The sequence below is a fragment of the Trinickia soli genome (genome assembly GCF_002879855.1).
GTDB lineage: Bacteria > Pseudomonadota > Gammaproteobacteria > Burkholderiales > Burkholderiaceae > Trinickia > Trinickia soli.
Genome location: NZ_PNYB01000006.1, coordinates 43,996 through 69,244 on the forward strand (window position 1 = coordinate 43,996; position 25,249 = coordinate 69,244).

At 64.2% G+C, this 25,249-nt stretch carries 23 protein-coding genes; 9 read left to right on the plus strand and 14 right to left on the minus strand.

Annotated elements, in window-relative coordinates:
- Position 1: 1 nt before the first annotated feature.
- From tssH to C0Z19_RS08685, 8 genes are all read right to left on the minus strand, one after another.
- Positions 2 to 2,680, minus strand: coding sequence for a type VI secretion system ATPase TssH (gene tssH, locus C0Z19_RS08650; protein ID WP_102609406.1), 2,679 nt, complete (start codon positions 2,678 to 2,680; stop codon positions 2 to 4).
- 58 nt (positions 2,681 to 2,738) lie between these two features.
- Positions 2,739 to 3,842, minus strand: a complete 1,104-nt coding sequence (gene tssG / locus C0Z19_RS08655) for a type VI secretion system baseplate subunit TssG (protein ID WP_102609407.1) — start codon at positions 3,840 to 3,842, stop codon at positions 2,739 to 2,741.
- Positions 3,806 to 5,644, minus strand: coding sequence for a type VI secretion system baseplate subunit TssF (tssF, locus tag C0Z19_RS08660; protein ID WP_102609408.1), 1,839 nt, complete (start codon positions 5,642 to 5,644; stop codon positions 3,806 to 3,808). The genes tssG and tssF overlap by 37 nt, the downstream gene beginning before the upstream one ends.
- 33 nt (positions 5,645 to 5,677) lie before the next feature.
- Positions 5,678 to 6,196, minus strand: a complete 519-nt coding sequence (tssE, locus tag C0Z19_RS08665) for a type VI secretion system baseplate subunit TssE (protein ID WP_102609409.1) — start codon at positions 6,194 to 6,196, stop codon at positions 5,678 to 5,680.
- A 90-nt stretch (positions 6,197 to 6,286) separates the two neighbouring features.
- The gene (locus tag C0Z19_RS08670; protein WP_102609410.1) at positions 6,287 to 6,790 is read right to left on the minus strand and encodes an Hcp family type VI secretion system effector; all 504 of its coding nucleotides are present in this window, start codon (positions 6,788 to 6,790) and stop codon (positions 6,287 to 6,289) included.
- A 75-nt stretch (positions 6,791 to 6,865) separates the two neighbouring features.
- A complete protein-coding gene (tssC, locus tag C0Z19_RS08675; protein WP_102609411.1) occupies positions 6,866 to 8,353 on the minus strand; it encodes a type VI secretion system contractile sheath large subunit in 1,488 nt (495 codons plus the stop codon).
- Positions 8,354 to 8,371: 18 nt separating this feature from the next.
- Positions 8,372 to 8,902 (minus strand): type VI secretion system contractile sheath small subunit, encoded by a 531-nt coding sequence (gene tssB, locus C0Z19_RS08680; RefSeq protein WP_102609412.1) that lies wholly within the window; start codon positions 8,900 to 8,902, stop codon positions 8,372 to 8,374.
- A gap of 37 nt (positions 8,903 to 8,939) precedes the next feature.
- Complete coding sequence (locus tag C0Z19_RS08685) at positions 8,940 to 9,596, minus strand: tetratricopeptide repeat protein (RefSeq protein WP_102609413.1); 657 nt, start codon at positions 9,594 to 9,596, stop codon at positions 8,940 to 8,942.
- Between the two features lie 373 nt (positions 9,597 to 9,969).
- Between C0Z19_RS08685 and tssJ the strand changes: the two genes are divergently transcribed.
- From tssJ to icmH, 3 genes are all read left to right on the plus strand, one after another.
- Positions 9,970 to 10,572 carry a type VI secretion system lipoprotein TssJ gene (tssJ, locus tag C0Z19_RS08690; RefSeq protein ID WP_233196072.1) on the plus strand — a complete coding sequence of 201 codons (603 nt, stop codon included), beginning with the start codon at positions 9,970 to 9,972 and terminating at the stop codon, positions 10,570 to 10,572.
- A gap of 90 nt (positions 10,573 to 10,662) precedes the next feature.
- Positions 10,663 to 12,009 carry a type VI secretion system baseplate subunit TssK gene (gene tssK, locus C0Z19_RS08695; protein ID WP_102609415.1) on the plus strand — a complete coding sequence of 449 codons (1,347 nt, stop codon included), beginning with the start codon at positions 10,663 to 10,665 and terminating at the stop codon, positions 12,007 to 12,009.
- Positions 12,006 to 12,785, plus strand: coding sequence for a type IVB secretion system protein IcmH/DotU (gene icmH / locus C0Z19_RS08700; protein ID WP_102609416.1), 780 nt, complete (start codon positions 12,006 to 12,008; stop codon positions 12,783 to 12,785). Before tssK ends, icmH begins: the two co-directional genes overlap by 4 nt.
- 60 nt (positions 12,786 to 12,845) lie before the next feature.
- Here icmH and C0Z19_RS28635 read toward each other — a convergent pair whose 3' ends face one another.
- From C0Z19_RS28635 to C0Z19_RS08725, 5 genes are all read right to left on the minus strand, one after another.
- Complete coding sequence (locus tag C0Z19_RS28635; protein ID WP_233196065.1) at positions 12,846 to 13,013, minus strand: hypothetical protein; 168 nt, start codon at positions 13,011 to 13,013, stop codon at positions 12,846 to 12,848.
- Positions 13,014 to 13,101: 88 nt separating this feature from the next.
- On the minus strand, positions 13,102 to 13,431 hold the full coding sequence (locus C0Z19_RS08710; RefSeq protein WP_102609417.1) for a DHCW motif cupin fold protein: 330 nt from the start codon (positions 13,429 to 13,431) through the stop codon (positions 13,102 to 13,104).
- A gap of 118 nt (positions 13,432 to 13,549) precedes the next feature.
- Positions 13,550 to 15,259, minus strand: a complete 1,710-nt coding sequence (locus C0Z19_RS08715; RefSeq protein WP_102609418.1) for a SulP family inorganic anion transporter — start codon at positions 15,257 to 15,259, stop codon at positions 13,550 to 13,552.
- A 14-nt stretch (positions 15,260 to 15,273) separates the two neighbouring features.
- A complete protein-coding gene (locus tag C0Z19_RS08720) occupies positions 15,274 to 15,774 on the minus strand; it encodes a ParB-like protein (protein WP_102609419.1) in 501 nt (166 codons plus the stop codon).
- A gap of 51 nt (positions 15,775 to 15,825) precedes the next feature.
- Positions 15,826 to 16,509, minus strand: coding sequence for a VTT domain-containing protein (locus tag C0Z19_RS08725; RefSeq protein ID WP_102609598.1), 684 nt, complete (start codon positions 16,507 to 16,509; stop codon positions 15,826 to 15,828).
- 180 nt (positions 16,510 to 16,689) lie between these two features.
- Between C0Z19_RS08725 and mutL the strand changes: the two genes are divergently transcribed.
- Both mutL and miaA read left to right on the plus strand, forming a co-directional pair.
- Positions 16,690 to 18,723, plus strand: coding sequence for a DNA mismatch repair endonuclease MutL (gene mutL, locus C0Z19_RS08730; RefSeq protein WP_102609420.1), 2,034 nt, complete (start codon positions 16,690 to 16,692; stop codon positions 18,721 to 18,723).
- Between the two features lie 4 nt (positions 18,724 to 18,727).
- Positions 18,728 to 19,693 carry a tRNA (adenosine(37)-N6)-dimethylallyltransferase MiaA gene (gene miaA, locus C0Z19_RS08735; protein ID WP_102609421.1) on the plus strand — a complete coding sequence of 322 codons (966 nt, stop codon included), beginning with the start codon at positions 18,728 to 18,730 and terminating at the stop codon, positions 19,691 to 19,693.
- 148 nt (positions 19,694 to 19,841) lie between these two features.
- Here the strand turns inward: miaA and purM are convergent, their stop codons facing one another.
- Complete coding sequence (gene purM, locus C0Z19_RS08740) at positions 19,842 to 20,909, minus strand: phosphoribosylformylglycinamidine cyclo-ligase (protein WP_102609422.1); 1,068 nt, start codon at positions 20,907 to 20,909, stop codon at positions 19,842 to 19,844.
- Positions 20,910 to 21,080: 171 nt separating this feature from the next.
- Between purM and C0Z19_RS08745 the strand changes: the two genes are divergently transcribed.
- Genes C0Z19_RS08745 through pcnB form a run of 4 tightly spaced genes read left to right on the plus strand, consistent with a single transcriptional unit; the run spans position 21,081 to position 25,210 of the window.
- Positions 21,081 to 22,157 (plus strand): AI-2E family transporter, encoded by a 1,077-nt coding sequence (locus C0Z19_RS08745; protein WP_102609423.1) that lies wholly within the window; start codon positions 21,081 to 21,083, stop codon positions 22,155 to 22,157.
- 40 nt (positions 22,158 to 22,197) lie between these two features.
- On the plus strand, positions 22,198 to 22,941 hold the full coding sequence (gene hda / locus C0Z19_RS08750; protein ID WP_175083928.1) for a DnaA regulatory inactivator Hda: 744 nt from the start codon (positions 22,198 to 22,200) through the stop codon (positions 22,939 to 22,941).
- An 11-nt stretch (positions 22,942 to 22,952) separates the two neighbouring features.
- Positions 22,953 to 23,639 carry a histidinol-phosphatase gene (locus C0Z19_RS08755; RefSeq protein ID WP_102609425.1) on the plus strand — a complete coding sequence of 229 codons (687 nt, stop codon included), beginning with the start codon at positions 22,953 to 22,955 and terminating at the stop codon, positions 23,637 to 23,639.
- Positions 23,636 to 25,210 carry a polynucleotide adenylyltransferase PcnB gene (pcnB, locus tag C0Z19_RS08760; RefSeq protein WP_175083929.1) on the plus strand — a complete coding sequence of 525 codons (1,575 nt, stop codon included), beginning with the start codon at positions 23,636 to 23,638 and terminating at the stop codon, positions 25,208 to 25,210. The genes C0Z19_RS08755 and pcnB overlap by 4 nt, the downstream gene beginning before the upstream one ends.
- Positions 25,211 to 25,249 lie beyond the last annotated feature (39 nt).

Sequence of the window (25,249 nt, forward strand, 5' to 3'; positions counted from 1 at the left end):
ATCAGCAAACCTTGTATTCGAAGTCGCCCGATTCGAGCGCACGCACGTCGATCCGTTCGATGCGTTCGCCCTGAGCGATGCGGCCGAGCACGTGCTGCGCGAGTTCGGGCAACAACGTGCCGTTCAGAATATGGTCGACGTTGCGTGCGCCCGAATCGACTTCGGTGCAACGCGCGTGTACTGCGTCGATGAGCGATTCGTCCCACGAGAATGTGGCGCGATGATTCGCAGCGACGCGCTCGCGAATGCGCTCGAGCTTCAATTCGATGATCTGCGCCAGCACATCGTCAGAGATCGGGTAGTACGGCACGACTTTGACGCGGCCGAGAAACGCGGGCTTGAAAGCCTTGTACAACTGCGGCCGCAACAACTCGGTGAGCGCTTGCGCGTCGGGTAGCGCATCGTCCTCCTGATTCAGACAGGCCTGCATGACGGCAGCCGAGCCAACGTTGGACGTGAGAATGATCAACGCATGGCGGAAGTCGATCTCGCGTCCTTCGGCATCGTCGAGTGTGCCTTTATCGAACACCTGGAAGAACATTTCGAGCACGTCGGGGTGGGCCTTTTCGATTTCATCGAGCAGCACGACCGAGTACGGATTGCGTCGAACGGCTTCGGTCAGCACGCCGCCCTCTCCGTAGCCGACGTAGCCCGGCGGCGAGCCCTTCAAGCCCGACACGCTGTGCGCTTCCTGATACTCGCTCATGTTGATCGTGATGAGCTTGCGCTCGCCGCCGTACAGAATATCGGCAAGCGCAAGCGCCGTTTCCGTCTTGCCGACACCGGAGGGGCCCACGAACAGAAACACGCCGCGCGGCTTGTGCGGATCTTCGAGATTCGCGCTCGCCGTGCGCACGCGCTGCGCGATCGCGTCGAGCGCGTGGTCTTGACCGATCACACGCGCGGCGAGCAACGCGTCGAGCGACAGGACAGTATCGATTTCGTCCTTGACCATGCGACCGAGCGGAATACCCGTCCAGCCCGCAACGATCTCTGCGACAACGTGGCCGTCGACCTGCAACGGCACCATCGGGCTCGACTGTTGCAAGGCGGCCAGCTCCGACGTCAACCTCGCAAGCGTCTCGCGTTGCGCGGATAGGTCGGCGCTGGTCGTCTGGGCATCATCCGTCGCCTGCGGCGATAGTTCGCGCCGCAACGCCTCGATCTGCTGCGCCAGTGCCCGCTCTTGCTCGTAGCGTGCCTCATCGGCGGCAAGCGACGTCAGATCGGCCTCGCGCGTCGCACGCAACTGCGCGAGCCGCTCCTCGTGTGGCTGCGCCGCGGTGCTCGTCGCGCGCTCGCGTTCGAGCACGGCGATCTCGGCGTCGATACGCTCGATCCGTTTTCGGGTGTCGTCGATCGCGGCCGGCGTCGAACCCTGCGCGAGCGCCACCTTTGCACAGGCGGTGTCCAGCACGCCGATCGCCTTGTCAGGCAACTGCCGCCCCGTGATGTACCGGTGCGACAAGCGCACCGCCTCGGTGATCGCTTCGTCGAGAATACGGACGTTGAAATGCGACTCCATCCGCGAGGCCAGGCCACGCACCATCGCACAGGCGAGCGTTTCGCCCGGTTCGTCGATTTTCACGACCTGAAAGCGCCGCGCGAGCGCGACATCCTTTTCGAAATACTTGCGATATTCACTCCACGTCGTCGCCGCGATGGTGCGCAGCTCGCCGCGGGCCAGCGCCGGCTTGAGCAGGTTCGCCGCATCGTTTTGGCCCGCCTGCCCGCCCGCGCCGATAATCGTGTGGGCTTCGTCGATGAAAAGAATGATCGGCACCGCGCTTTTCCTGACCTCGTCGATGACGTTCTTCAGGCGATTCTCGAACTCGCCCTTCACGCTCGCCCCCGCCTGCAACAATCCCATATCGAGTACGTGCAGCGCGACGCCGACGAGCGGCGGCGGTACGTCGCCGGCCGCGATGCGCAGCGCCAGGCCTTCGACGACGGCCGTTTTGCCCACGCCCGCCTCGCCCGTCAGAATCGGATTGTTTTGGCGGCGGCGCATGAGGATGTCGATCGTCTGCCGGATCTCCGCTTCGCGCCCGATGACGGGATCGATGTGGCCCTCGCCCGCGCGCTGCGTGAGGTTCGTCGTGTAGGTGTCCAGCGCCGGCGTCTTGGACGGCGCCGCGGGCAGGGTAGGATCGATCGCGCCGCGCGCGGCTTCGCCGCTGGCTGCGGCGTTGGCGACCTGCTCCGCTTCGATCGACCCGCTTGTCGCTTCATCGAACCGATGCTTGAGTTGGTCGATCGGCACACGCGAGAAAATCGACGACATCCGCTCGGCGAACTGCGCGAGTTCCGGCGACGTGAGCAACGCGAGCAGCAGGTGCCCCGAGCGAATGCGAGCGACGTGCGAATCGAGCGAAGCGATGAGCCACGCCTGCTCGAACAGCGCGATCAGGTGCTGCGAAAACACGGGCGTGCGCGTATTGCCCGTCTTCATGCGTTCGAGTTGGCGTTCGAGATCGGTGCGCAGCGCTTCGGCGCTGAGCCCATTCGCACGCAGCACGACCGAGACATCGCTCGTCCGCTCCTCGATGAGCGCCAGCAGCAGATGCTCGAGGTCGACCTCGTAATGGCCGCGCGCCAGACACACGCTTGCGGAGCGTGTCGCAGCGTTCAGGCACAGCGTATCGAGCTTGGCGATGAGAGTCTTCAGGGGAGTGCTCATAGTGAGTCGCTTCTCGTATGGAATGAGAGTTCGGGGCTGCTCGAAGGCAAATCCGGATCTAGTGGATGACGTTCAACTCGTAGCGTGCGTCGTCGCGGTCGCGCTCGGCTTCGCGTGTGCAAAGAAACGCGTCGTAGCCGAGCCGCGCGCCGCCGCCAAGCTGGCTCGCGCCGACCTCTGCGCGGGCAAGAACGAGCGACACCTCGTATTCGATCGTGATGCCGGCGAGCAGCGTCAACATGCGTTCGAGCGCGATCGCGCGTGATTCGCCCGGCAGGAACGCTTCGTACTCGCGCTTGGTCAGCGGGCCGACGACGATACGGGCGCGCATGTCGCGCTGCCAGACCCGCTCGCCGGCGAGCGCCGTCGCACCGAGCGTCGCATTCACTTTGCCGAGCACCGTCGTCCGTTCGGGCGGGACGGCATACCACCTGCCGGCATATTGTTCCGCGCGTATGGGCACACGAAAGTATTCGGCCAGCGCCTGTGCAAGATAGGCAGCCGACATCGGTCGATGCCGCGCCGGCAACGCGTAGCCCGCAATCGCTTCGTCGATCAACGCGCCGCGGCCCGCTTGCATGTGCGCACGCGTCGGCCCATCGGGCACGCCGGCCAGCGCCAGCAGCAACGGCAGATAGCGCTCGTCGCGATCGAGCTCGTAATGGAACGGCAGCCGATACTTCTTCCACGCCGCGTAAAAGAGTGCCGTCGCGCGATTCGAAAAAACGTCGAAAAACTCGCGCGCCGCATGATCGCGCTGGATCTGAGCGCGTCCGATCAACTGCTCGGTGTAGTGCAGCGGTAACGTGCCCTGTCCACCGAGCAAGCCGAAAAAGGCGGGGGTCAATTCAACGCGGTCGATTTTGCGCTGCCCCAGCGCCGAGCGCCGGGCGTCAGGCTCGGCCAGCGGGGCCCCGTCGATGCCGAATGGCAGCGCGTGCTCGAGTTCGCTCGGCGGGAACGTGACGGCAAGGCTGTTGCGAAAGACGACACCGTTCGCGCCGCGCTCACTGGACCGGCGTCCATCGTCGCTGGCCTTCGCGGCCTCGCGCGAGAACCAGGTATCCAGCATCCTTACCGCTTGAAAGAATTGGAACCGGTACGGCTCGTCGAGCAGGCGCTCGACTACGCCAGCGTCGATTCCGCGCTGCGCGGCTTGCATCGCAAGATCTCCTCGCCTGTGCGGCCGGCCACGGCCACGAGTTGCACAAAACTGTTCAAGCGAACGAACAGGCCGAAGAACGTATCAAGCACGCGCACGAACGTGGCGAGGCTGGTGCCCACATAGTGCGACTCGTCGAAGGTCAGCCGGATCTCGACGCCGCGCACGAAGGTCGCGAACGGGCGCCCGGCCAGCCAATGCACCGCCGGCCGTTGCTCGATGCCGACGATGCCTGCGATGTGTCGGGCGGACACGGGCGTGCGGCGAATGTCATAAAGCGCGAGCAGTTCCTTGAGCGCGGCGAGGCCGCCCGCGGCCAGCGAAACGTGGTTGAGCGACAGATGCGACACGAGCCGCCATCGCAGCGGCGCGCCGCGCTCCACGCGCACGCTCGCGCTCGGCCGCGACAGCAGCTGGATCGTGCCGGTGCGCAGGTCGGGCTGCGCAAATAGATCTCCGCCTTCAAGACCGACGGCCATCCTCGCGGGCAGGTCGCGATTCGTGCAGGTCAGCGCGAGACTCAGCGTATCGGTGCAGGCGTCGAGCGGATCGAAATCGGCATCGACGATCGAAATTTCCGTCTCGTAGCCAGGGCTGTGCTGCGCGACCCATTCGTTGCGGCGTGCAAACCAGTAACGCCCCACGCGCGCTGCCTCGTCGTGATGAAGCGAGTAGAACGGCCGAAACTCTGTGATCGTTTGCCCGTTCTGCCGTGTTTCGACCCGGCAGACATGATCGATCGAATAGACTTCGTAAGCGCGGGCGTGTCGCGCGTCGGCAACGACCGGATACGAGACCGCCTCGTGACTGACGTGGATCGGCTCGCCGCGCTGCGCGAACAGATTGACGACCGGCGTGCAGAACAACCTGACATGATTGACGCTCAGCGATTCCACGAGCCGCTCGATCGTCGGTTCGTCACGCAGTTCGCCGAGCGCGACATGCAGTGTCAGGCGGCGGCACCGCCCTGCGACGCGGACCATCTCGCCGAAGTCGAAGTCGACGAAGTTGAATTTCTCGGGAAACGCGAAGTACTCGCTGAGCACTCGATAAGCGGGGTGCGACCTGGCCGGATAATCGATCAGCGCGTCCGCCTCGTCAAAGCCTGCCAACTCGATCGGTACCGCCGCGAGCGGGCGCCAAAGGCGGCTCTCGTCGGTTTGGATATAGGCGCCGATCGACTTCATGAAAAGCGAGTCGGCCAGCGCCGCGATGAACGACTGCTCGCCGTGCAGATAGGCCCGCAGCTTGGCCAGATTGAGTGCTGATAGCATCAGCTCGCGCGACGTCGTCTCAAAGGTAAACGACAGCAGCGCGGAAGCGTCGCCGGGCAGCGTAATGGCCGAGGCGGAAACATCGGCAAGCGGTGTGTACTGCGCGTGCGCGAGGCGCACGGGCGCCAGCGTCACCTCGTATGCGGTGCGAAATTGGCATCGCACTGCGCGGATCTCGCGGCCCGCGAGCGCAGTACCACGCGGGATCGTGGCCGGCTCGAGCGGCCGGCCGTCGCGCGGCAAGCCGAATTGCGCAATGGAGCACGACGGGAACGGCCGCAGATAGTGCGGATAGAGCACCTCGAGCAGCGCTTCGGTAAATTCGGGCAGATCGTCGTCGAGCTTCTTGTTGATGCGCGCGGTCAGCAGCGCGAACGACTCGATCATGCGCTCGACATGCGGGTCGTCGCCCTGCTCGCCGAGCGGTGCAAGACGGGCGGCGATTTTTGGGTATCGCTCGGCGAAATCGCGCGAGTAGCGGCGTAAAAACGCCAATTCGCGCTCGTAATAAGGCAGCAACGCTTCCATCGATATCCCCGAGCGCGCCCGCTCTTATGTCGACTAGCCGAGTCCGGATTCGCGCCCGCGCGAGCGCGTCGCATCTACCGCGCGCCGCGATCGCGTGACCGAATATTGCAGCGTGGACGCTTGCAGCATGGCGTCGAAGCTGACCGGCTCTTCGGCCGGGTGGACGACGAGCTTCGCGCGAATGACAAAATACAGGACGTTCGTCGACTGCTCGTTGATTTCCAGCGAGACGCGGACGTCGCGCAGGCGTGGCTCATGGCGCGCGATGGCCTGCGCAATGGAATCGCAGATGAACGTGCGATCGACGTGGCTCGCCAGGCTCAAGCCTGAAAAATCGTTCAAACCGAATGTCAGCACGGAGCGCTGACATTCGGGCAGCTTCGCCAATTCGTGTTCGGTCAGCACGATCCGCGTGTTGAGCAACGCCTCGACATCGCGCGCAACGCGGCCCTTGAGCTCGTCCATCGACCACTGGCGCATGGCGGCAGGCGCAGGCGAGCGGGGGTCGTCGTCGAAGAGCTTGTCGAGCAAGCTCGGTTCGAAGCGCTTCATCGTGAAACGTATACCGGCAAATGGTGCGGAACGGAGAACGAACGCGCCGCCCGCTTCATGACCGAAGCGAGCGGCGCATAGGCGAAAAGGTCAGACGGCGTAGGTCTTGTCGTTCTTCGTCAGGCTCCAGGCGCCTTGTGCATTGCCGCCGGCACCGCCGCCGACTTGCTGCTGCGTATACTTCCATTGCACAGCGGCATACTTCAGCGAAAACTGCTCCGTGGGCAGCCCTTCGCCGACGACGCTCGGATTGACCGACGAGATGATGACGTACTTCATCTTGATCTCGAGGTACTTGACGCGGTTGCCCTCACCGTCCGATCGCATGAAATCGACCGTCACTTCATCGAACGTCGTGCCGCCCGACGCGTGCTGGTAAAGCAGCGGGCTGACGACGTCGAGATCCTTCGAGAAAGCCATGTCGGCGTGCTCGCAGCGCTCGGTCGTTGCACCGCCGGCCGTGCCGGACATAGCCGAGCGCGGCTGCGTGATCGTGTGATTCCAGGAATTGATCTCGATCCAATCCTTGTGATCCTTATCGGCGGACTCGCCCTTGATGGCGGGGTTGCCAAACTTCAAATAGATGTCTTTCATGACTTCACGACTCCCAGGTAGCGGTTATAAGCGGCGCGGAGCTGACGCCCGTGCCGCGCTCGGAATGACAGCTTGTTATGCGCCGGCGGCTTTCGGTAAATCGGCAACCAGACGCAGAGAGATCGACAGCTCGTCGAGCTGGAAATGCGGACGCAGGAACGCGACCGACCGGTACGAGCCGGGCTTGCCGGGGATCTCGGATACCTGAATCGATGCTTCGCGCAGCGGGAACTGCGCCTTCTGCTCCTGCGTAGCGTTATCGTCGAGCAGCACGTACTGCATCACCCAACGGTTCAGGAACTGCTCGACGTTTTGCGCCGAAGCAAAGCTGCCGATCTTGTCGCGCATCATCGCTTTCAGATAATGGGCGATGCGCGATACGGAGAAGATGTACTGCAGCTGCGCCGACAACACGGCATTGGCATTCGCGCTGTCGGTGTTGTACTTCTTCGGCCGTTGCACCGACTGCGCCGCGAAGAACGCCGCGTAGTCGGAATTTTTACAATGCACGAGCGGGATGAAGCCCAGATCGCTGAGTTCCTTTTCGCGCCGATCGGTAATCGCGATCTCGGTCGGACACTTGAGGGCGATCTCGCCGTCATCGGTCTTGAACGTGTGCGTCGGCAGATCTTCGACGAGCCCGCCGCCCTCCACGCCGCGAATCGCCGCGCACCAACCAAAATCGTCGAATGCCGCCGTCAGCCGGGCAGCGAACGCCCACGCAGCGTTGCACCACAGATACTTGCTGTGATCGGAGCCGTCGACGTTTTCGACGAAGTTGAACGTCTCGGCGACGAGACCGTCCTTCGGATTGAACGGCAGGCGGCCCAGATAGCGGGGCAGCGTCAAGCCGACGTAGCGCGAATCCTCCGATTCGCGGAACGACTTCCATTTGGCGTATTCGACCGTGTCGAACACTTTCGCGAGATCGCGAGGTTTGCCCAGATCGGCGAACGATTCGAGACCGAGCAACTCGGGCGAGGTCGATGCAATGAACGGCGCGTGCGCCGCCGCGGCCACATGCGACATCTGCTCGATGAAATACATGTCCTCAGGCTGGCGCGTCAGCTCGAAATCGCCGATCAAAGCGCCGAACGGCGCACCGCCGAACGTGCCGAATTCTTCTTCGTAGACTTTTTTGAACAGCGCGCTTTGGTCGAACTCCGAGGCAGACTTGAAGTCGCGGACCAGCTCGCGCTTGCCCGCATTGAGCACGCGGATCTTGATAGACGAACCGGTGTTGCTCTCCTTGACCAGGTAGTTCAGACCGCTCCAGGTGCTTTCCATGCGCTGAAATTCGGGCGCATGCATGACTTCGCTCAGTTGTGCCGACAAAAGCCGGTCGAGCTCTGCAATGCGCGCGTCGATCGTCGCGGACAGGTTGTCGGAGACGACGACCGTGCCGTCCATGACCTGATGGACGAGTTCACCGATCAAATCCTTCGCACGCGCATGCTCGGAATCCGATTTGGCGACTTTGCTCTTTTCGACGATTTCATCGAGCAGCGTCGGGGCTGCCGCTTGCGCGGCGCCGACGGGGGCCGTGGCCGTTTGCTGGTTCATCCTCACACCCCGCTTACGTTAGTCGCCTTGCTTGTCTTCGCCATCGCCGCGCGCGCCCGTCTCGCCCGCAAGCGCCTGCAGCTGCTGCGTGTTGGCGAGCACTTCGCTGAGCAGGCTCTCGAGCTTGTCGTTGCCGGCCAGCTTGTTGCGCAGATCGGCAAGCTTCGAACGCGCTTCGAGCAAACGCCGGAGCGGTTCGATCTGCTGCACGACGGCGTCGGGCCCGAAATCGTCCATCGAACGGAAGCGCAGATCGACGCCGAAAGAGCCGCCCGCGTCGGTCAGCTCGTTCTTCACCTGGAAAGCCGCGCGCGGCTCGACGCCTTTCATCACGTCGTCGAAATTGTCGCGGTCGACGCTGACGAACTTGCGATCACGCAGCTTCGGCTGCTCGATCTCGGACTGCCCGGCCAGATCGGCGATGACACCGACCACGAACGGCAACTCTTTGACTTCGATCGCATCGCCGCGCTCGACCTCGTAGGTCAGCTGAACGCGCGGCGGCCTCACCTTTTGCAGGCGCTTCTGAATGCTTTCTTTCTTCGCCATCGATGGCTCCCCAAGGAAACTGAATCAAATGAGCCGATCAGCGAAGCGCACTGAAAGGATCTGCGCCGCCGCTCTTGGCGGATTGAGCCGGCGCGGGTTTTTGAACCGGCGCGCCGGGTGCAGCGGCCGCGCCGCCAGCCGGCTTCGCAGCGGGCCTTTGCGCGGACGCGACCGGATGACGAACGACGCGGCGCTTTTTCGCGGCCGGCTTCTTTTCTTCGTCTTCGGGAAACAGCGCGTTTTGACCGAGCGTATCGCGCAGTTGATGTGCGAGCACCTGGGCGTCGGCCTTCGCGTCGCCCGCGAGCTCCGAATCCTGCCGCAGTTGACCCAGCGATTCCGTTGCGACGCGCAGGCCGCTGACGGCCAGCACGCTCTTTGCTTCGCGGTCGGTCTGATCGCGCGAAAGCGCCTCTTGCGCGGCGACGATCGCCTGCCCGTAGTGCGATTGCGCGAATTGAATCTGCGCGATCCGGGACCAAGGCTCCTCGCGAGTCGGATCGGCCTTCGTCAACTGATCGTATAGCGCGAGCGCACGCGCTTGATCACCCCCCTTCGCGACAGCATCGGCATCAGCCAGTGCTTTGTTGAAGACCTCGGGGCTCGAGGCCGGGTTGGAATTTTGCGTCGCGCAGCCGACCATAGCGGCGCATACGAGCGCTGCCGCGGAAAATTGGAAGATTCGTTGTTTCATCGTTCTTTCTTCTAACCGCGAAACGGTTTATTAATTCGCCGAGGGAAACCGCAACTTTGCTTTGCGGCAAGTGCGGCGTATAGTACCGGCCAATTTTCGATAATTCAACAGTGTTGACTACGAATCAGATTCGTCCTTCTTTGAAGATCTTTGATATCCCAGGCAGGCGATACTGAAATAATTTCCGAATCAATGACAGTTGAATTAAATACGGCAAAAATTTCCTATCCCTCGAACTAGACAAATCTGTATAGCGTTTCTGGTGTCAAGATCTCCAGGAAGTGTCATAAATCGTTGTTAAGCGTTAGCAATGCGCCATCATGAACGGGGTGCCGGTGTGAGTCGTCGAGCTTCAAGATTGAGTTATTCGCGTATATCGCGCTTCGTATGGCCGTTTGCGCTATGCCTGCTTCTGGGCGGATGCGCGGCCGGCGTTACCGTGCTGGGGGCCGCCGCCTCCACGGCGCTGCAGGCCGCCGGCATCGGCAAGCCACCCGTGCCCGATTCGCAAAAACCGCCGCGCGACATCCCGTTGACGCTCGCCGCCGCGTCCAATCTCAATGCGGCCGACGACAACCACCCGCTGGCGCTCGTCGTGCGGCTTTACGCGCTCAAGGATCCCACGTCGTTCCAACAGGCGCCGTTCGATACCTTTACCGATCCGGCCAAGGAAAAAAGCACGCTTGGCGCCGATCTGCTGAACGTGCGCGAGGTGACGCTGATACCTGGCCAGCATTACCAGCTGACCGAAAAGGTCACGCGCGAAGCGCAGGCGTTCGGCGTCGTCGCGTTGTTTCGCGACCCGGCGCTGCAACGTTGGAAATTCGCCTTCGATCCGGCTAAATCCGAGAAATCCGGCATAATGATCGGCCTTCACAACTGCGCGATGACCGTCACGAGCGGCGTCGTCATTGCGCCCGACCCGCGATTGCCGATGCAGCAGCTCAATATGCTTTCGTCCGTCAGTTGCGGCTAGCGAATGGGTAATGATCTTTGACGCGCCGGCCAATCGCCACGCCATGGCGGCCGGGCGCGCGATAAATGAAACCGGGATAGTGAATTTGAGATGAGTTATTCGGCGAAATTGCTTTGGGGCGAGGGGCTCTTTTTAAGACCCCAGCATTTCCAGCAACAGGACGCCTATCATGAGGCGCGCGTATTCGAATCGATCCGGGCGGTCCAGCCGTTCAACTGGGGCGTGCGCAGCGTGCGCTTCGACGCCGATTCGCTCGGCAACAATCTGCTTCGGCTGAGCGAGCTCTCGCTCGTCTTTCCCGACGGCACGCTCTACGCGGCGCCGCTCGCCGACGAACTGCCCCAACCGGTCGCGCTCGATACGCTGCCCGAAGGTGTGGGCGAGTTCACGTTCTATCTCGCCTTGCATCCGCTGCGCGAGACCGGCGGCAATTATGCGGACGAAGCAGCCGACTCGTTCGTCTCGCGCTATGCGCCCAAGCAGCAAAATGTCGCCGATCAGTTCACGGACGCCGCCGTCGCGAACCTGACGTTTCTCAAAACGCGCGTGAAGCTGATCAGCCATACCGAGCCGCGCGCCCAACTATTGGCCATTCCGCTCGCGCGTTTGCGGCGCACGGCCACCTCGGGGTTCGAGTTCGACGACACGTTCGTGCCGCCCTGCCTTGCCGTCGAGGCGTCGCCCATTCTGCACCAGCGGTTGCGCCAACTGATCGACGCATTGCAGGCCAAGGTCAGCGCGCTCTACGGCTTTCATCGCGAGCCGACGAAGAACATCATCGAGTTTCGCTCGGGCGACATCGCCTCGTTCTGGCTTCTGCATACGGCCAACGGCGCCGTCGCCTCGCTCGTCCATTTGCTGCAACAGCCTACGTTGCACCCCGAACGGCTCTTCCAGGAACTGCTGAGATTGGCCGGGCAATTGATGACGTTCTCGAAGCGCTACACGCTCGCCGAGTTGCCCGCCTATCGCCATGACGATCCCGGTCCCGGGTTTGCGCAACTCGACACGATCGTGCGCGATCTGCTCGAAACGGTCATCTCGACGCGCTACTTCGCGATCGCGCTCGAAGAAGTGCGCCCGTCGTTTTACGCGGGCCGGCTCGATTCGGGCAAGATCGACGAAAAGACCACCTTCTTCCTGGCCGTGTCGGCCGACATGCCGGCAGTCGAACTCGTCGAAGCCGTGCCGGCGCGCTTCAAGGTCGGCGCGCCCGACGACGTCGACAAGCTCGTGCTCTCGGCCATGCCCGGCGTACGGCTCGTCTATACGCCGCAAGTGCCACCGGCCGTGCCGGTGCGTCCCGGCGCCTGCTATTTCGCGTTCGAATCGCGCAGCAGCCTCTTTGAGCGGATGCTGCAGGCGCAGTCGGCCATGATTTACGCGCCCTCGGGCATCAACGAACTCAAACTCGAACTGATCGCGGTCACGTCATGACTCAAATGCCTTCGCTGTTCAGCGCCAGCGCACCGTCCGCGCCGTCTTCGGCTTCGACCGAAGGAGGTTTCCAGGCGCGCTCGTTGCGCGATTTGCTCTATGACGGCTTTTTCATGCTGTTCCTGCTCAAGGAAGGCCGCGAGCCTGACGGCGCGAGCGAGTTTGTCGCGCGCGTGCAAGCGTTCCTTGCCGATTTCGAACGCGGTGCGAAAAAGCTCAATGTGCCGGCCGACGACGTCTACGCGTCGAAGTTCGCGTTTTGCGCGGCCATCGACGAAGCCGTGCTCGCGTCGTCGTTCAAGATCCGCGCCGAATGGGAGCGCCGGCCGCTGCAGTTGGTGTTATTCGGCGAGCAACTGGCGGGAGAGAAGTTCTTCGAATTGTTGGAGGACTGTCGCGCACAAGGCGCTGCGCGATTGCAGTCGCTCGAGGTGTTCCATATGTGCCTGCTGCTCGGTTTCCAGGGCAAATACCTGCTGGAAGGGCCGGAAAAGCTTGCCTATCTGACGGGACGGCTTGGCGACGAAATCGCGCAAATGAAAGGCAAGCGCGCCCCGTTCGCGCCGCACTGGCCGTTGCCCGATCAGATCGCGCACCGGCTCAAGCACGAACTGCCGCTGTGGACGATCGGCGCCGTCTTCGCGCTGGTAGGGCTCGGGGCGTATCTCGGCCTGAACACCTACTTGCGCGATTCGACGCTGCGTACGCTGGCGCCGTACTCTCAGCTCGTCAAGCCCGAAGCCGAATCGGCCAATCTCACGATCTCGTTGCCGTAAGCACAGCCGCAGGCAGGGCGAACCGCGAGCTGCAAGTCCGCTCCAGCGGCATCGGGCGCGTCAGTACCTCGCGTCAACCGGCTTGCCGCCCTTCGGCCAATCGTTCTCTTTGCCGGGAAAGTCAGGCCGCGGTTGATGCGTCACGAACGCGGCCTCGCACAGGCGATCAACGCGTCGGCGGTTGAGGATGGTCTTCTCCGCGAACGGCGCAATCCATCGAAGTTTCATCTTTGCCATGTCTCCTCTGTTTCGTTCGTGTAGGGGGAGGCTCCCATAACCGGCGCGCATTGCGCCTTTGCCTTGCCGAGGGCCTGGATCAATCGACGATGAACAACGTCGCGCCCACCGGCGTACTCGAACGGTGCGGTTCGGCTCCGTCCGCAACCTGATAGCTTTGACCGGCCTTCAATACGAATCGACGACCGTCTTCGAGCTCGGTGTGCAGCTCGCCTGCAAGCACGTAAAGGATGTGTCCTTTTACGCACCAATGGTCGGCCACATAGCCAGGCGTGTATTCGACCTGGCGGACGCGAATGTCGCCGAACGCGCGCATGCGCCAAAGGGCCGTGCCCGAATCCCCGGGATGCGCTTGCGCTTCGACGCCCGACCAGTCGGTCACGCCAAATGGGATGCCGCTCATCTTCATTGGAAATCGCTCCTGTTCGAGAGTGGCAGACAGCCTGCCTCGCCCGCGCCATCATCTGACAGAACGACGAACGATGCATGCAAATCACCGCATTCGCGAGCACCGGCGCGGCCCCGCCCTATTGCGCTGAAGGAGCGCCGGCGAGCACCGATTGGACGCATTCGTCGACGCTGAGCTCGCGCAGCGAATCGAGCGGCAGCGTGTCATCGGTCGCCCGCTTGAGCACGTCGAGCGCGCGCGGCTTGAGACGAGCGAGTAACAGCCGCTGGTTGTGCGCGCGCAACTCGGCCGCGAACACACGCAGCGCCTCGATGGCCGTGCCGTCGACGTCGGGCGTCTCCTCGAGACTCAGCATGATCGTGGTGGGCGGCCGCGTTTGCGCGGCGGCGAGCTTGCGGACCTCGCCCAGCACGCGATCCGCGTTGGCAAAAAACAGCGGCGCTTCGGGCCGCACGATCATGATGTCGTCTACGGGTCGAGCGTCGGCATGCGCGGCGAGATCGACAAAATCGTGGCTGTCGCGCAAGCGGCCCAACACGCTGACCATCGGCTCGGAAAAATTGCGCAGTGTGACGAGCAAACTCACGCCGATCGCGACAAGCAGACCATGCAACACACCGAGCAGCAAGACACCCGACAGCGAGGCGACGGTCAGGAGTCGATCGCGCCGCCATGCCCAGTACGGCCGAAATACGTCCGGGTGCAGCGAATGACTGACCGCATAAATGACGATGGCCGCCAACACCGGCTCCGGAATGCGCGCAAGCTGCGGCCGCAGGAACACAACGATCAGCGCGACGACGGCTGCGGCGATAAGCCCGGCCCGACGCGTTTGCGCGCCGGCCGCTTCGTTGGCTGACGTGGCCGAATAGCCGGCGCCAACGGGCATGCCCTGCAGCAGTGCCGAGACGATGTTCGCGCCGCCGAGCGCGACGAGATCGCGATTGGCCAAAACCGAATCGCCATGTTTGAGCGCGAAGCTGCGGATCGAGCCATACGACTCGGCATACAGAATAAGCATGAGCGCGAATGCGAGTTCGGTCGTCTGCAGCCACTGCGCACGCGCGATCGCGGGCAGTCCGAAGCGCACGTCGCGCACATCGATCGCACCGACCACGGCAATGCCCCATCGGTGCCAATCGATAAAGTAGCCGGCGCCGATGCCGAGGACGATGACGACGAGCGTCGCGGGAATGCGCGCGCGTCTGCCGAGCGCGAACAAGATCGCGAGCGCCGCACCGCCAAGCATGACGCTATGGCTGTTCCATCGGGGCAGCTGCCGCGCAAGATCGAACGCCACCCGCGGCGCGTCGGCATAGTGCGGCGTCACGCCGAGGATGTTCGGCAATTGCTTGACTGCGATCGTCAATGCAAGACCGAATGCGAAGCCGCGCAGGACGGGTTTCGCGATGAAGTCCGACATGCCGCCGAGCCGCGCAAACCCGGCGAGCGCGAAGAGGATGCCCGTTGCGGCCACGAGCGCCGCTGCGTACGCGAGCTGCGCCCCGCCGCCGCCCGTTTGCGCGCTGACGGTCGCGGCCAGCACTGCGGCCGACGAGGAGGTCGCCGAAACGATTGCAAAGCGGCTGCTGCCCAACAACGCGTAAACGGCAAGGCCTGCGATCAGGGCGACGAGGCCCGCTTGCGGGGGCAGATTGGCGATGCCTGCATAGGCGACGGCTTCCGGCAGCAGCAGCCCGGCAATCGACACGCCCGCGAGCGCGTCCTTGGTCGCGCGCCAAGCGGGCGGCCGGGGCGCACTCGGCTGAGCGTAATGGCTGGGCTCTTGGAGATGGGCAGCGGCGGCGTGCCCGGTATCGATCGTCATACGGGCGGTGCCGATCAGGAAACCGGCAGCTTGCCGGACCAGCCCGGGAGATAACGCGCCTCGGGATCGTGCGCGCAAGCGAGCGCCTCTTTGAGCGCCTTGTCGAAATCCTTGCGAACGCGCTTTTCGGGGAGCTTCAGGCGCAAGTAGTCGGCCCACAAAAATTCGCTGAACGGCGTCATGTCCTTCGCATAGCCGCCGAGGCGGCGCAGTTCGCCGGCGAGGCTGCGGTAGGGATCGTGATCGCGCAGCAACATGACCTTCACATCGCTCAAGCCTTCTTCGATGAGCGCGAGCCCGAGATGGTGGTGATCGACGACGAAATGCTGGTGCCCCGGGCCGAGCACGGCCGCAAACCAGTGCGTCGCAATCGCCTGCGCACGCGCCTTCTTGTCGAGCGACTTCCAATGGGCACGCTTGGCGCGCACCTCGTGGTAGCCCACCGTGATCTGCGTGGGCCGCAGCGTTTCGAGCTTGGCCGAAATCAAGCGAACATCGGCGGTCGGACCGTTCACCTTGCGCCCCTCTTCGTTCGTTGCACCTCTGTTCGCCGGCGCGACCGGGCTTCAGCGGGTCCCGTTGCGCGCCACGTCCCCAGCCGATTTCTTGCGCATCAGCTTCCAAAGCGCGGCCAGCGCGACCGGCACGACCGCGGCGCCCACGCCCACCAGCACGATCAGGTTCAGGTATTGCCGGATGAAAGGAATATTGCCGAAGAAATAGCCGGCCAACACGAGCAGCAACACCCACATTGCGGCGCCGGTCACATTGAAGAATTGGAAGCGGCCCATGCGCATCTCGGAGACGCCCGCTACGAAAGGCGCAAACGTGCGCACGACGGGAATGAAGCGGGCGAGGACGATCGTCTTGCCGCCGTGCCGCTCATAAAAATTGTGCGTCCTTTGCAGCGCTGCCCGATCGAGGAAACGTTCCAGCACCGGCACACGCGTGTTGAACACCTTCGGCCCGATCGCGCGGCCGATCACATAGTTGACGGTATTGCCGCCGATGGACGCGACAAGCAGCAACAGAATCAGCGACGCCAGATCCATCTGGCCGGACGCACAAAACGCGCCGCCGATGAACAGCAGCGAATCGCCCGGCAGGAACGGCAGGATGACGAGCCCTGTCTCGCAAAAGACGATCGCAAACAGCACGGCATAGACCCACGCGCCGTATTGGTGGACGAAATCGCCGAGGAACTTGTCGATGTGCAGAATCAGGGCGACGAAATGAAGCAGCGTGTCCAAAGGCATTCCTTCCAAAAAAAGAGAACCGTTTCGCGATCGTGCGTAGTCGGGCCTGCCCCGTGCCCGCGTGCCCGACACAATCGCGCCATGATACCGAAACCGCACGACCAATCTCGAAACGGGCCATAGGGAACGCGGGTCGCGGCGCTGGGCCATGCCGCGAATCGCTATAATCGCGGCATGTCCGAATTCTCCGAATCGCCGGCCGATCCCGTACGCACCATGCCGGCTGGCCCCGGCGCGCGCCGTGCGATCGCCCCACTGCCCGATCAGCTGATCAGCCAGATCGCTGCCGGTGAAGTCGTCGAGCGCCCGGCCTCGGTCGTCAAGGAACTACTCGAAAACGCACTGGACGCTGGCGCAAAAACGCTGCGCATCCTACTCGATGCGGGCGGCGTCAAACGCATTTCGATCGCCGACGACGGCTGCGGCATTCCTTCCGGCGAGCTGCCGCTGGCGCTGATGCGCCATGCGACGAGCAAAATCCGCTCGCTCGCCGAACTCGAAGCCGTCGCCACGCTCGGATTTCGTGGCGAAGCACTCGCTTCGATCGCATCCGTGGCCGAAATGTTCATTACGAGCCGCACGCCCGACGCCGCGCATGCCATGCGCATCGATGCGCAAACGGGCGCATTGACGCCCGCGGCGGGCGGCATCGGCACGACGATCGAAGTGCGCGAGCTTTACTTCAACACGCCGGCGCGCCGGAAGTTCCTTAAAAGCGAACAAACGGAGCTTGGCCACTGCATCGAGATGATCCGGCGCGCGGCGCTCGCGCGGCCCGACGTTGCGATCTCCGTCATGCATAACGGCCGCGCGCTCGAGCATTGGAATGCAAGCGAGCCCCCCGCGCGGGTGGCCAGGATTCTCGGCGAAGCCTTTGCGAACGCGCACCTGCCGCTCGAAGAAGTCGCCGGGGACATCGCCCTCTACGGCTGCGCCGGGCTGCCGACCGCGAGCCGGGGGCGGGCCGACCAACAATATTTCTTTGTCAACGGCCGGTTCGTGCGCGACAAATTGCTCACGCATGCCGTGCGCTCGGCCTATGAGGATGTCCTGCACGGCGATCGCTATCCGTCGTACGTGTTGTTTCTCGATCTGCCGCCTGAAGCGGTCGACGTCAACGTGCATCCGTCGAAGATCGAAGTGCGCTTCCGCGATTCGCGCGCGGTCCACCAGTTCGTGTTTCACGCCTTGCAGCGCGCCCTCGCCCGGCATGCGGGCGCTTCCCCCGAGACCACGGCGCTGGGCCACGCCGCGCAGATCGAAGCGCACCCCGGCGTCGCTCCGGCGCAAGCCGCTGCGGGCGCAGCCGGTACGCCGGGCGCTGCCGGTTCCGCGCTTGGCGGCCTGTCGATTTCGGCCGCAGGTCGCAGCGGCTCTACCTGGATGCGCGATTCGCGCATGACGCAGGGAACGCTGCCCGTTGCGCAACCACTCGCGCTTTACGACGCGTTGTTCGGACGCAAAGACGCGGCCGGTGCGCAGGGCGGTGCGGCCGATCGGAACGGCGACCAGCCCAACGATGCGCCGTGGCTGGCCACCGCATCCGGTCCCGACCTGGAAGCGCGCGAGCGCGCAGCCGCGCCCATGTTCGGCCTGCCGCCCGCCGCCGTGCCGGCCGACCTCGATCACCCGCTCGGCTTTGCCATCGGGCAGATCCATGGCGTCTACGTCATGGCGCAGAACGCGCGCGGACTCGTCATCGTCGATATGCATGCCGCGCACGAGCGCATCCTCTACGAGCAGTTCAAACGCGCGCTGGCCGAGCGAACGGTGGCCGTGCAGCCGCTCCTGCTTCCCATCTCGATGACGGCCGACGCCGTCGAGATCGGCACCGTCGAGGAAGAGCGCGACGCCCTCGATGCGCTCGGCTTCGATCTCGCCCCGCTTTCACCGACCACGCTCGCGATCCGCGCCGTACCGGCGCTTCTCAAGGACGCCGACCTGCCCGCGCTCGCGCGGGCCGTGCTGGCCGATCTGCACGCCTACGGCGGCTCGCGTGTGTTGACCGAACGCCAGCACGAGTTGCTCGGCACGCTCGCCTGCCACCACGCTGTGCGCGCGAACCGGCGCTTGACGCTCGACGAGATGAACGCACTGCTGCGCCAGATGGAAGCGACCGAGCGCGCCGACCAGTGCAATCATGGCCGGCCCACCTGGTATCAGTTGACGCTGGCCGATCTGGACCGGCTGTTCCTGCGCGGACAATAACCGCGTGAACGCGTTGCACCGCACCGCCATCGCCTGCCTGCTGGGCCCGACGGCATCCGGCAAAACGGCTGCCGCACTCGCGTTTGCAGCGCGACACCCGTCGGAGATCGTCAGCGTCGACTCGGCGCTCGTCTATCGCGGCATGGATATCGGCACCGCCAAACCCACCCTCGACGAGCGCGCGCTCGCGCCGCATCATCTGATCGATATTCGAGATCCTACCGAGGCCTATTCGGCGGCCGATTTCCGCGCCGATGCTTTGAGAGTCATAGAAGAAATCCTCGCGCGCGGCCACGTTCCGCTGCTGGTGGGCGGGACGATGCTGTACTACAAGGCGCTGACGCAAGGACTGAACGATTTGCCATCGGCCGATCCGCACGTGCGTGCCTCGCTCGAAGCGGAGGCGGCGCGCGATGGGTGGCCTGCGCTGCATGCACGCTTGGCGAGCGTCGATCCGGCCACGGCGGCGCGCCTGGCGCCGAACGACGCGCAGCGCATCCAACGGGCGCTCGAAGTCATCACGCTGACGGGCACGCCGATGTCGACGCTGCTGGCGCAAGCCGAGCGCGACGACGACACGCCGTACCGCTTCGTGCCGATTGCGCTGGAACCGAGCGACCGGGCCGTACTGCACGCGCGAATCGCCGAGCGCTTCGACGCGATGCTCGCGGCCGGCTTCATCGACGAAGTGCGGCATCTGCGCGCGCGCGGCGATCTGAATCCCGGTTTGCCGTCGATGCGCTGCGTCGGCTATCGACAGGCCTGGGAATATCTGGACGGTTCGATCGATTACGCCACGATGCGCGATAAGGGCATCTTCGCCACGCGTCAGCTCTGCAAGCGGCAACTGACCTGGCTACGTTCGATGCCCGAGCGGATCGTGATTGATTGCTGCGCCCCGGGCGCGACCGAGGAGGCGGTCCGGGCGATTGAATCGATTGTCGGCGAAAGCGGGGGCGCTTCGGCATAGAACGACACGCCGACGCTTTGCCGGCTGCTCCGCGGCGTGCCCATCGCTATCGGCCAAGCGCGCCTGGCCATCGCGCGCGAGTGACATGCGGATTGATGTGCGGATCGATCCGCGGTCGATGCGCGAACGGCCGTCAGGCCGTCCCCGCCTACACGACGACGGTCTGCGCCTCGCCCTCGCGGCTGGCGCGCACGACGCCGATCTTCCAGACCTGCTCGCCGGCGGCCGTCAATTCGCGCAGCGCCTCATCGGCATCTGCCGACGCGACGACCACGGCCATCCCGATCCCGCAGTTGAAGACGCGATGCATTTCCGCATCCGCCACACCGCCATGCTGCTGCAGCCAGGCGAACAGCGGCGGCAGCGGCCAAGCCGATTGCTGCAATTCGGCGGTAAAGCCCTCGCGCAGCACGCGCGGGATGTTCTCGACGAGCCCGCCGCCCGTGATGTGCGCCATGCCTTTCACGGTGATCTTCTGCATCAGCGCAAGCAGCGGCTTCACATAGATCCGCGTGGGCGCCATCAGCGCATCGGCCAGCGAGCGCCCGTGGAAATCGGCGGACAGATCGGGATTCGCGCGTTCGATGATCTTGCGCACGAGCGAAAAGCCGTTCGAGTGGATCCCGCTCGATGCGAGGCCGAGCACGACGTCGCCAGCGGCGATCGTGCTGCCGTCGATGATCTTGCTCTTTTCGACCGCGCCGACGGCGAAGCCCGCCAGATCGTATTCGCCGTCGGGATACATACCCGGCATCTCGGCCGTTTCGCCGCCGATCAGCGCACAGCCGGCCAGCTCGCAACCTTGCGCGATGCCCTTCACGACCGTGGCGGCCGTCGCTACATCGAGCTTGCCGCAGGCGAAATAATCGAGGAAGAACAACGGCTCGGCGCCTTGGACGAGGATATCGTTGACGCTCATGGCGACGAGATCCTGGCCGACCGTGTCGTGTTTATTCAGATGGAATGCGAGCTTGAGCTTCGTGCCGACGCCGTCGGTGCCGGAGACCAGGACGGGCTCCTTGTACTTCTTCGGCACCTCGAACAGCGCGCCGAACCCGCCGATGCCGCCGAGCACGCCGTCACGCAGCGTCTTTTTCGCGAACGGCTTGATGGCGTCGACGAGCGCATCGCCGGCGTCGATGTCGACGCCCGCGTCACGGTACGACAAACCCTGGGCGCCAGCCTTGGCATCCGGAGCGGATTTCGGTTGATTCATGGGGAAGGGCGAGAAGGTCGGTAAAATGCGATTTTAACCGATGTCGATTGTCGATCGAGAGTCGGCGCCTCGCGCCCTTCCCGGCTTCGACGCCCGACGCCCGGCAGCCGGGCGGCCAGCGCCCTGTCCGCCCTCCTGACAACACGAGTCAACAGACCCAGGTACCCGCCCTTGTCGCAGAGCTCTTCGCTTCTTACGCCCTATCAGCGCCAAGCCCTCTTCTGGGGTGCCGTCGCACTCAGTCTCGGCATCCTGCTGTGGCTGCTCAGCCCCGTGCTCACGCCGTTTCTGCTCGGCGCAATCCTCGCCTACATCCTGCAGCCGGGCGTGGCCTGGCTCGTCCGCCGCCGCGTGCCCCGAGGCATTGCAGCGCTGTTGATGATGCTCGTGTTCGCGATCCTGGTCTCGCTGCTCGCACTGCTCGTCTTCGCGGTCGTGCAAAAGGAAGGGCCGCAGTTGAAAGCGCAGGTGCCGTTGCTGATCTCGCATCTGCACGACTGGGCCCAGCCGAAGCTCGCGATCTTCGGCTTCGCCGACGTCTTCGACTTCTCGAGCCTGCGTGACATGCTGACGACCCAGCTCGAGGGCAGCGCGCAAACGGTCGCGCTCGCGGCTTGGAAATCGCTGCGCACGAGCAGCAACGTCATGATCACCGTGATCGGCGATGTCGTGATGGTGCCGCTCGTGCTCTACTACCTGCTCTACGACTGGAACACGATGCTCGCGCGGCTGGCCGCGGTCGTGCCGCGGCGCTGGCTGCCCAAGACGCTGGAGCTCGCCGTCGAAATGGATCGCACGCTTTCGCAGTATTTGCGCGGCCAATTGCTCGTCATGGCCGTGCTCGCCGTGTTTTACGGCTTGGCGCTGACGATCGCGGGGTTCGAGATCGCATTGCCGATCGGCATCTTCACGGGGCTCGCCGTCTTCATTCCGTATATCGGGTTCGCGACCGGCCTCGCACTGGCGCTGCTCGCGGCGTTGCTGCAATTCGGCAGCCTCTACGGCTTCGTGGCCATCGCCATCATCTACGGCATCGGCCAGATTCTCGAAAGCATGTTCCTGACGCCGCGCCTCGTCGGCGAACGCATCGGGCTCCACCCGCTCGCCGTGATCTTCGCCTTGCTTGCGTTCGGCCAACTGTTCGGCTTCTTCGGCGTGCTGCTCGCGCTGCCTGTGAGCGCGATTCTTTCCACCGCGCTACGTGAAATGCGCCGCGGCTATCTCGCGAGCGCGCTTTACAAGAACTGATCCTGATTCGGAAAGAACCGATCGATTTGCGTTTTTTATCGTGACTGTGCATCGCCAATTGACGCTCGACCTCGGCACGCCGCCACCGTCGACGTTCGACAACTTTTTCGCCGGCGCGAACGCCGAACTCGTCGCGCGGCTCGCTGAACTCGACAGCGCGCTCGCCGCGGGCCCGCTCGCCGATCGCACGTTCTATGTCTGGGGCGACCCGGGCAGCGGCCGCAGCCATTTGCTGTCGGCGCTCGTTCATAGCGCAGCCCCCGGACGCGTCTCGTTTCTCGGGCCGCAAAGCGCGCTGGCGGCGTTCGCCTTCGATCCGAGCGTCGCGATCTTTGCCGTCGACGATTGCGACAAGCTCTCGGGCGCGCAGCAGATCGCGCTGTTCAACCTGTTCAACGAGGTGCGCGCGCATCCCACGAGCGCGCTCGTCGCCACGGGTAACGCGGCGCCGATCGCGTTGGCCGTGCGGGAAGACCTGCGCACGCGCCTGGGCTGGGGCCTCGTGTTCCACCTCGCTCCGCTGCCCGACGAGCGCAAGGGTGCGGTGCTCAAGCACGCGGCCAGGGAGCGCGGGATCGCGCTGGCCGACGACGTACCCGCCTACCTGCTCACGCACTTCAGGCGTGACATGCCGAGCCTGATGGCGCTGCTCGATGCGCTCGACCGCTTCTCGCTCGAACAGAAGCGCGCGATCACGCTGCCGCTCCTGCGTACCATGCTCGCCCAGCCGGCCGTCGAGGCCGCCCCCGAAGGCTCGCCCTCCAGCTCGGGCCGCTTCAAGTAAAATGCGCTCTCATGACCAATCTCGCACTCTTCGACCTCGATCACACGCTCATCCCGACCGACAGCGACCACGAATGGGGTCGCTTCATCGTGAAGCTCGGCATCGTCGACTCCGAAACCTATCTTCGTGACATCGATCGCTTCTATGCGGACTACAAGCGTGGCCAGCTCGACATCCACGCGTATCTGGAAACGATCCTCTCGCCGCTCGCGCACCGTTCGCGCGCCGAACTGGCCGCATGGCACGAGCAGTTCATGCACGAAGTCATCCGCCCGGCCCTCGTGCCCGTCGCGCTCGAACTCGTGCGCGAGCATCAAGACAAAGGCGATCTGTGCTGCATCGTCACGGCGACGAACGAGTTCATCACGCGTCCGATCGCCGATGCATTCGGCGTCGACATGCTGATCGCCTGCGAAGTCGAAACTGTCGACGGCCAGCCCCACTCGCCGTTCACGGGGCGCGGCACGGGCACCCCCAGCTATCGCGAGGGCAAGATCGTGCGCGTCGAGTCGTGGCTCGCCTCGCTCGGCAAAAGCTGGGCCGATTTCGAGCACAGCTACTTTTACAGCGATTCGCACAACGATATTCCGTTGCTCGAGAAAGTCACCGATCCGATCGCGACCAACCCCGACGCCACGCTACGCGCACACGCACAAGCAAAGGGCTGGCGCATCCTCGATCTCTTCCAACCGTCGTGATCAAGAAACTCATTCGCAAGCTGTTCGGCCAAGACACGGACCCGGCCGCCCAAGACGACTCGCTCGCCGAAGAAGCGGCCCGGCTCGATGCCGCTGCGGACGAAGAAGCGGCCAAACCGCGCCGCAAAAAAGCGCAGGCCGACAAGCGCACGGGCCCGAGCGGGCCCGACGCCCCTGTCATCCTGTCGTCCGACATCCACGGCATCGATCCCGCGCTGATTTCGCGCAACGCCGTGCGCGTGACGGACACGTTGCAGCAGGCGGGCTATCGGGCGTTCATCGTCGGCGGCGCCGTGCGCGATCTGTTGCTCGGCATCGCCCCGAAGGATTTCGACGTCGCCACCGACGCGACCCCGGAGGAAGTGCAACGCCTGTTCCGCCGCGCACGGTTGATTGGCCGGCGCTTCCAGATCGTGCATGTGCAATTCGGGCAGGAGATCATCGAGGTCTCGACGTTCCGTGCGCTGATGGATGCGCCGAAGGAAGCGCCGAAGGAAGCGCCTCCGGCTGCCGCCGCGCCGGCCAGGCGGCTGCGCCGCGACGAGCTCGATCGCCGCACCCATGCCGTCGACGCGAGCGGTCGCGTGCTGCGTGACAACGTCTGGGGCGAGCAGCACGAAGACGCGACGCGGCGCGACTTCACGATCAACGCGATGTACTACGACCCGGCTACGCAGACGGTGCTCGACTATCACAACGGGATGGCCGATATGCGTGCGCGCGTCTTGCGCATGATCGGCGATCCCGTCACGCGCTACCGTGAAGATCCGGTGCGGATGCTGCGCGTCGTGCGCTTCGCGGCCAAGCTCGGCTTCGAGATCGACGATGCCACGCGCGACCCGATTCAGCCGCTTGCCGATCTGATCCACAACGTGCCTGCGGCGCGCCTGTTCGACGAGATGCTCAAGCTGCTGCTGTCGGGGCACGCGCTCGCCTGCCTGAAGCAACTGCGCAAGCAAGGCCTCCATCACGGCCTGCTGCCGTTGCTCGACGTCGTGCTCGAGCAGCCGCATGGCGAATCTTTCATCACGCTGGCGCTCAACAGCACCGATGCGCGCGTCAGGGCCGGCAAACCGGTCTCGCCCGGCTTCCTGTTTGCGACGCTGCTGTGGCACGACGTTCAACAACGCGCGCAGCAGTTCGAAGCGAACGGCGAATATCCGGTGCCGGCGCTCCATCACGCGATGGACGACGTGCTCGACATGCAGACCGAAAAGCTCGCGATCCACAAACGCTTTTCGGCCGACATGCGCGAGATCTGGGGCCTTCAGGCGCGCCTCGAAAAGCGCTCCGGCCGCACCCCGCTCAAGCTCATCGAACACCAAAGATTTAGAGCGGGTTATGATTTCCTCCTGTTACGGTGCGAATCGGGCGAACTCGATCCCGCGATCGGCGCGTGGTGGGGCGCCTTCATCGAAGGCAGTCCGGGCGAACGCGAAGAGTTGCTGTCGCAAGGCGGCCGCGAACGCGCCGCGCCGCGCAAGCGGCGTCGCCGTGGTGGGCGCAGCCGCAAGAGCGGCGAGGTGGAATCGGCCGGCGCAGAGCCGGCGCCGCCCTCGCACGAGGAATGAACCGGCGGCGGCGCGTCGCGCATGCCAGGTCGTGAAGTC

Excerpts from the sequence above, each read along its gene's own strand:
- tssG (WP_102609407.1), bottom strand. The coding sequence starts at position 3,842 with ATGCAAGCCGCGCAGCGCGGAATCGACGCTGGCGTAGTCGAGCGCCTG.
- tssH (WP_102609406.1), bottom strand. The coding sequence starts at position 2,680 with ATGAGCACTCCCCTGAAGACTCTCATCGCCAAGCTCGATACGCTGTGC.
- C0Z19_RS08755 (WP_102609425.1), top strand. The coding sequence starts at position 22,953 with ATGACCAATCTCGCACTCTTCGACCTCGATCACACGCTCATCCCGACC.
- tssB (WP_102609412.1), bottom strand. The coding sequence starts at position 8,902 with ATGGCGAAGAAAGAAAGCATTCAGAAGCGCCTGCAAAAGGTGAGGCCG.
- mutL (WP_102609420.1), top strand. The coding sequence starts at position 16,690 with ATGTCCGAATTCTCCGAATCGCCGGCCGATCCCGTACGCACCATGCCG.
- tssE (WP_102609409.1), bottom strand. The coding sequence starts at position 6,196 with ATGAAGCGCTTCGAACCGAGCTTGCTCGACAAGCTCTTCGACGACGAC.
- C0Z19_RS08670 (WP_102609410.1), bottom strand. The coding sequence starts at position 6,790 with ATGAAAGACATCTATTTGAAGTTTGGCAACCCCGCCATCAAGGGCGAG.
- tssC (WP_102609411.1), bottom strand. The coding sequence starts at position 8,353 with ATGAACCAGCAAACGGCCACGGCCCCCGTCGGCGCCGCGCAAGCGGCA.
- tssK (WP_102609415.1), top strand. The coding sequence starts at position 10,663 with ATGAGTTATTCGGCGAAATTGCTTTGGGGCGAGGGGCTCTTTTTAAGA.
- C0Z19_RS08715 (WP_102609418.1), bottom strand. The coding sequence starts at position 15,259 with ATGACGATCGATACCGGGCACGCCGCCGCTGCCCATCTCCAAGAGCCC.
- tssF (WP_102609408.1), bottom strand. The coding sequence starts at position 5,644 with ATGGAAGCGTTGCTGCCTTATTACGAGCGCGAATTGGCGTTTTTACGC.
- icmH (WP_102609416.1), top strand. The coding sequence starts at position 12,006 with ATGACTCAAATGCCTTCGCTGTTCAGCGCCAGCGCACCGTCCGCGCCG.
- C0Z19_RS08710 (WP_102609417.1), bottom strand. The coding sequence starts at position 13,431 with ATGAAGATGAGCGGCATCCCATTTGGCGTGACCGACTGGTCGGGCGTC.
- C0Z19_RS08685 (WP_102609413.1), bottom strand. The coding sequence starts at position 9,596 with ATGAAACAACGAATCTTCCAATTTTCCGCGGCAGCGCTCGTATGCGCC.
- purM (WP_102609422.1), bottom strand. The coding sequence starts at position 20,909 with ATGAATCAACCGAAATCCGCTCCGGATGCCAAGGCTGGCGCCCAGGGT.
- C0Z19_RS28635 (WP_233196065.1), bottom strand. The coding sequence starts at position 13,013 with ATGAAACTTCGATGGATTGCGCCGTTCGCGGAGAAGACCATCCTCAAC.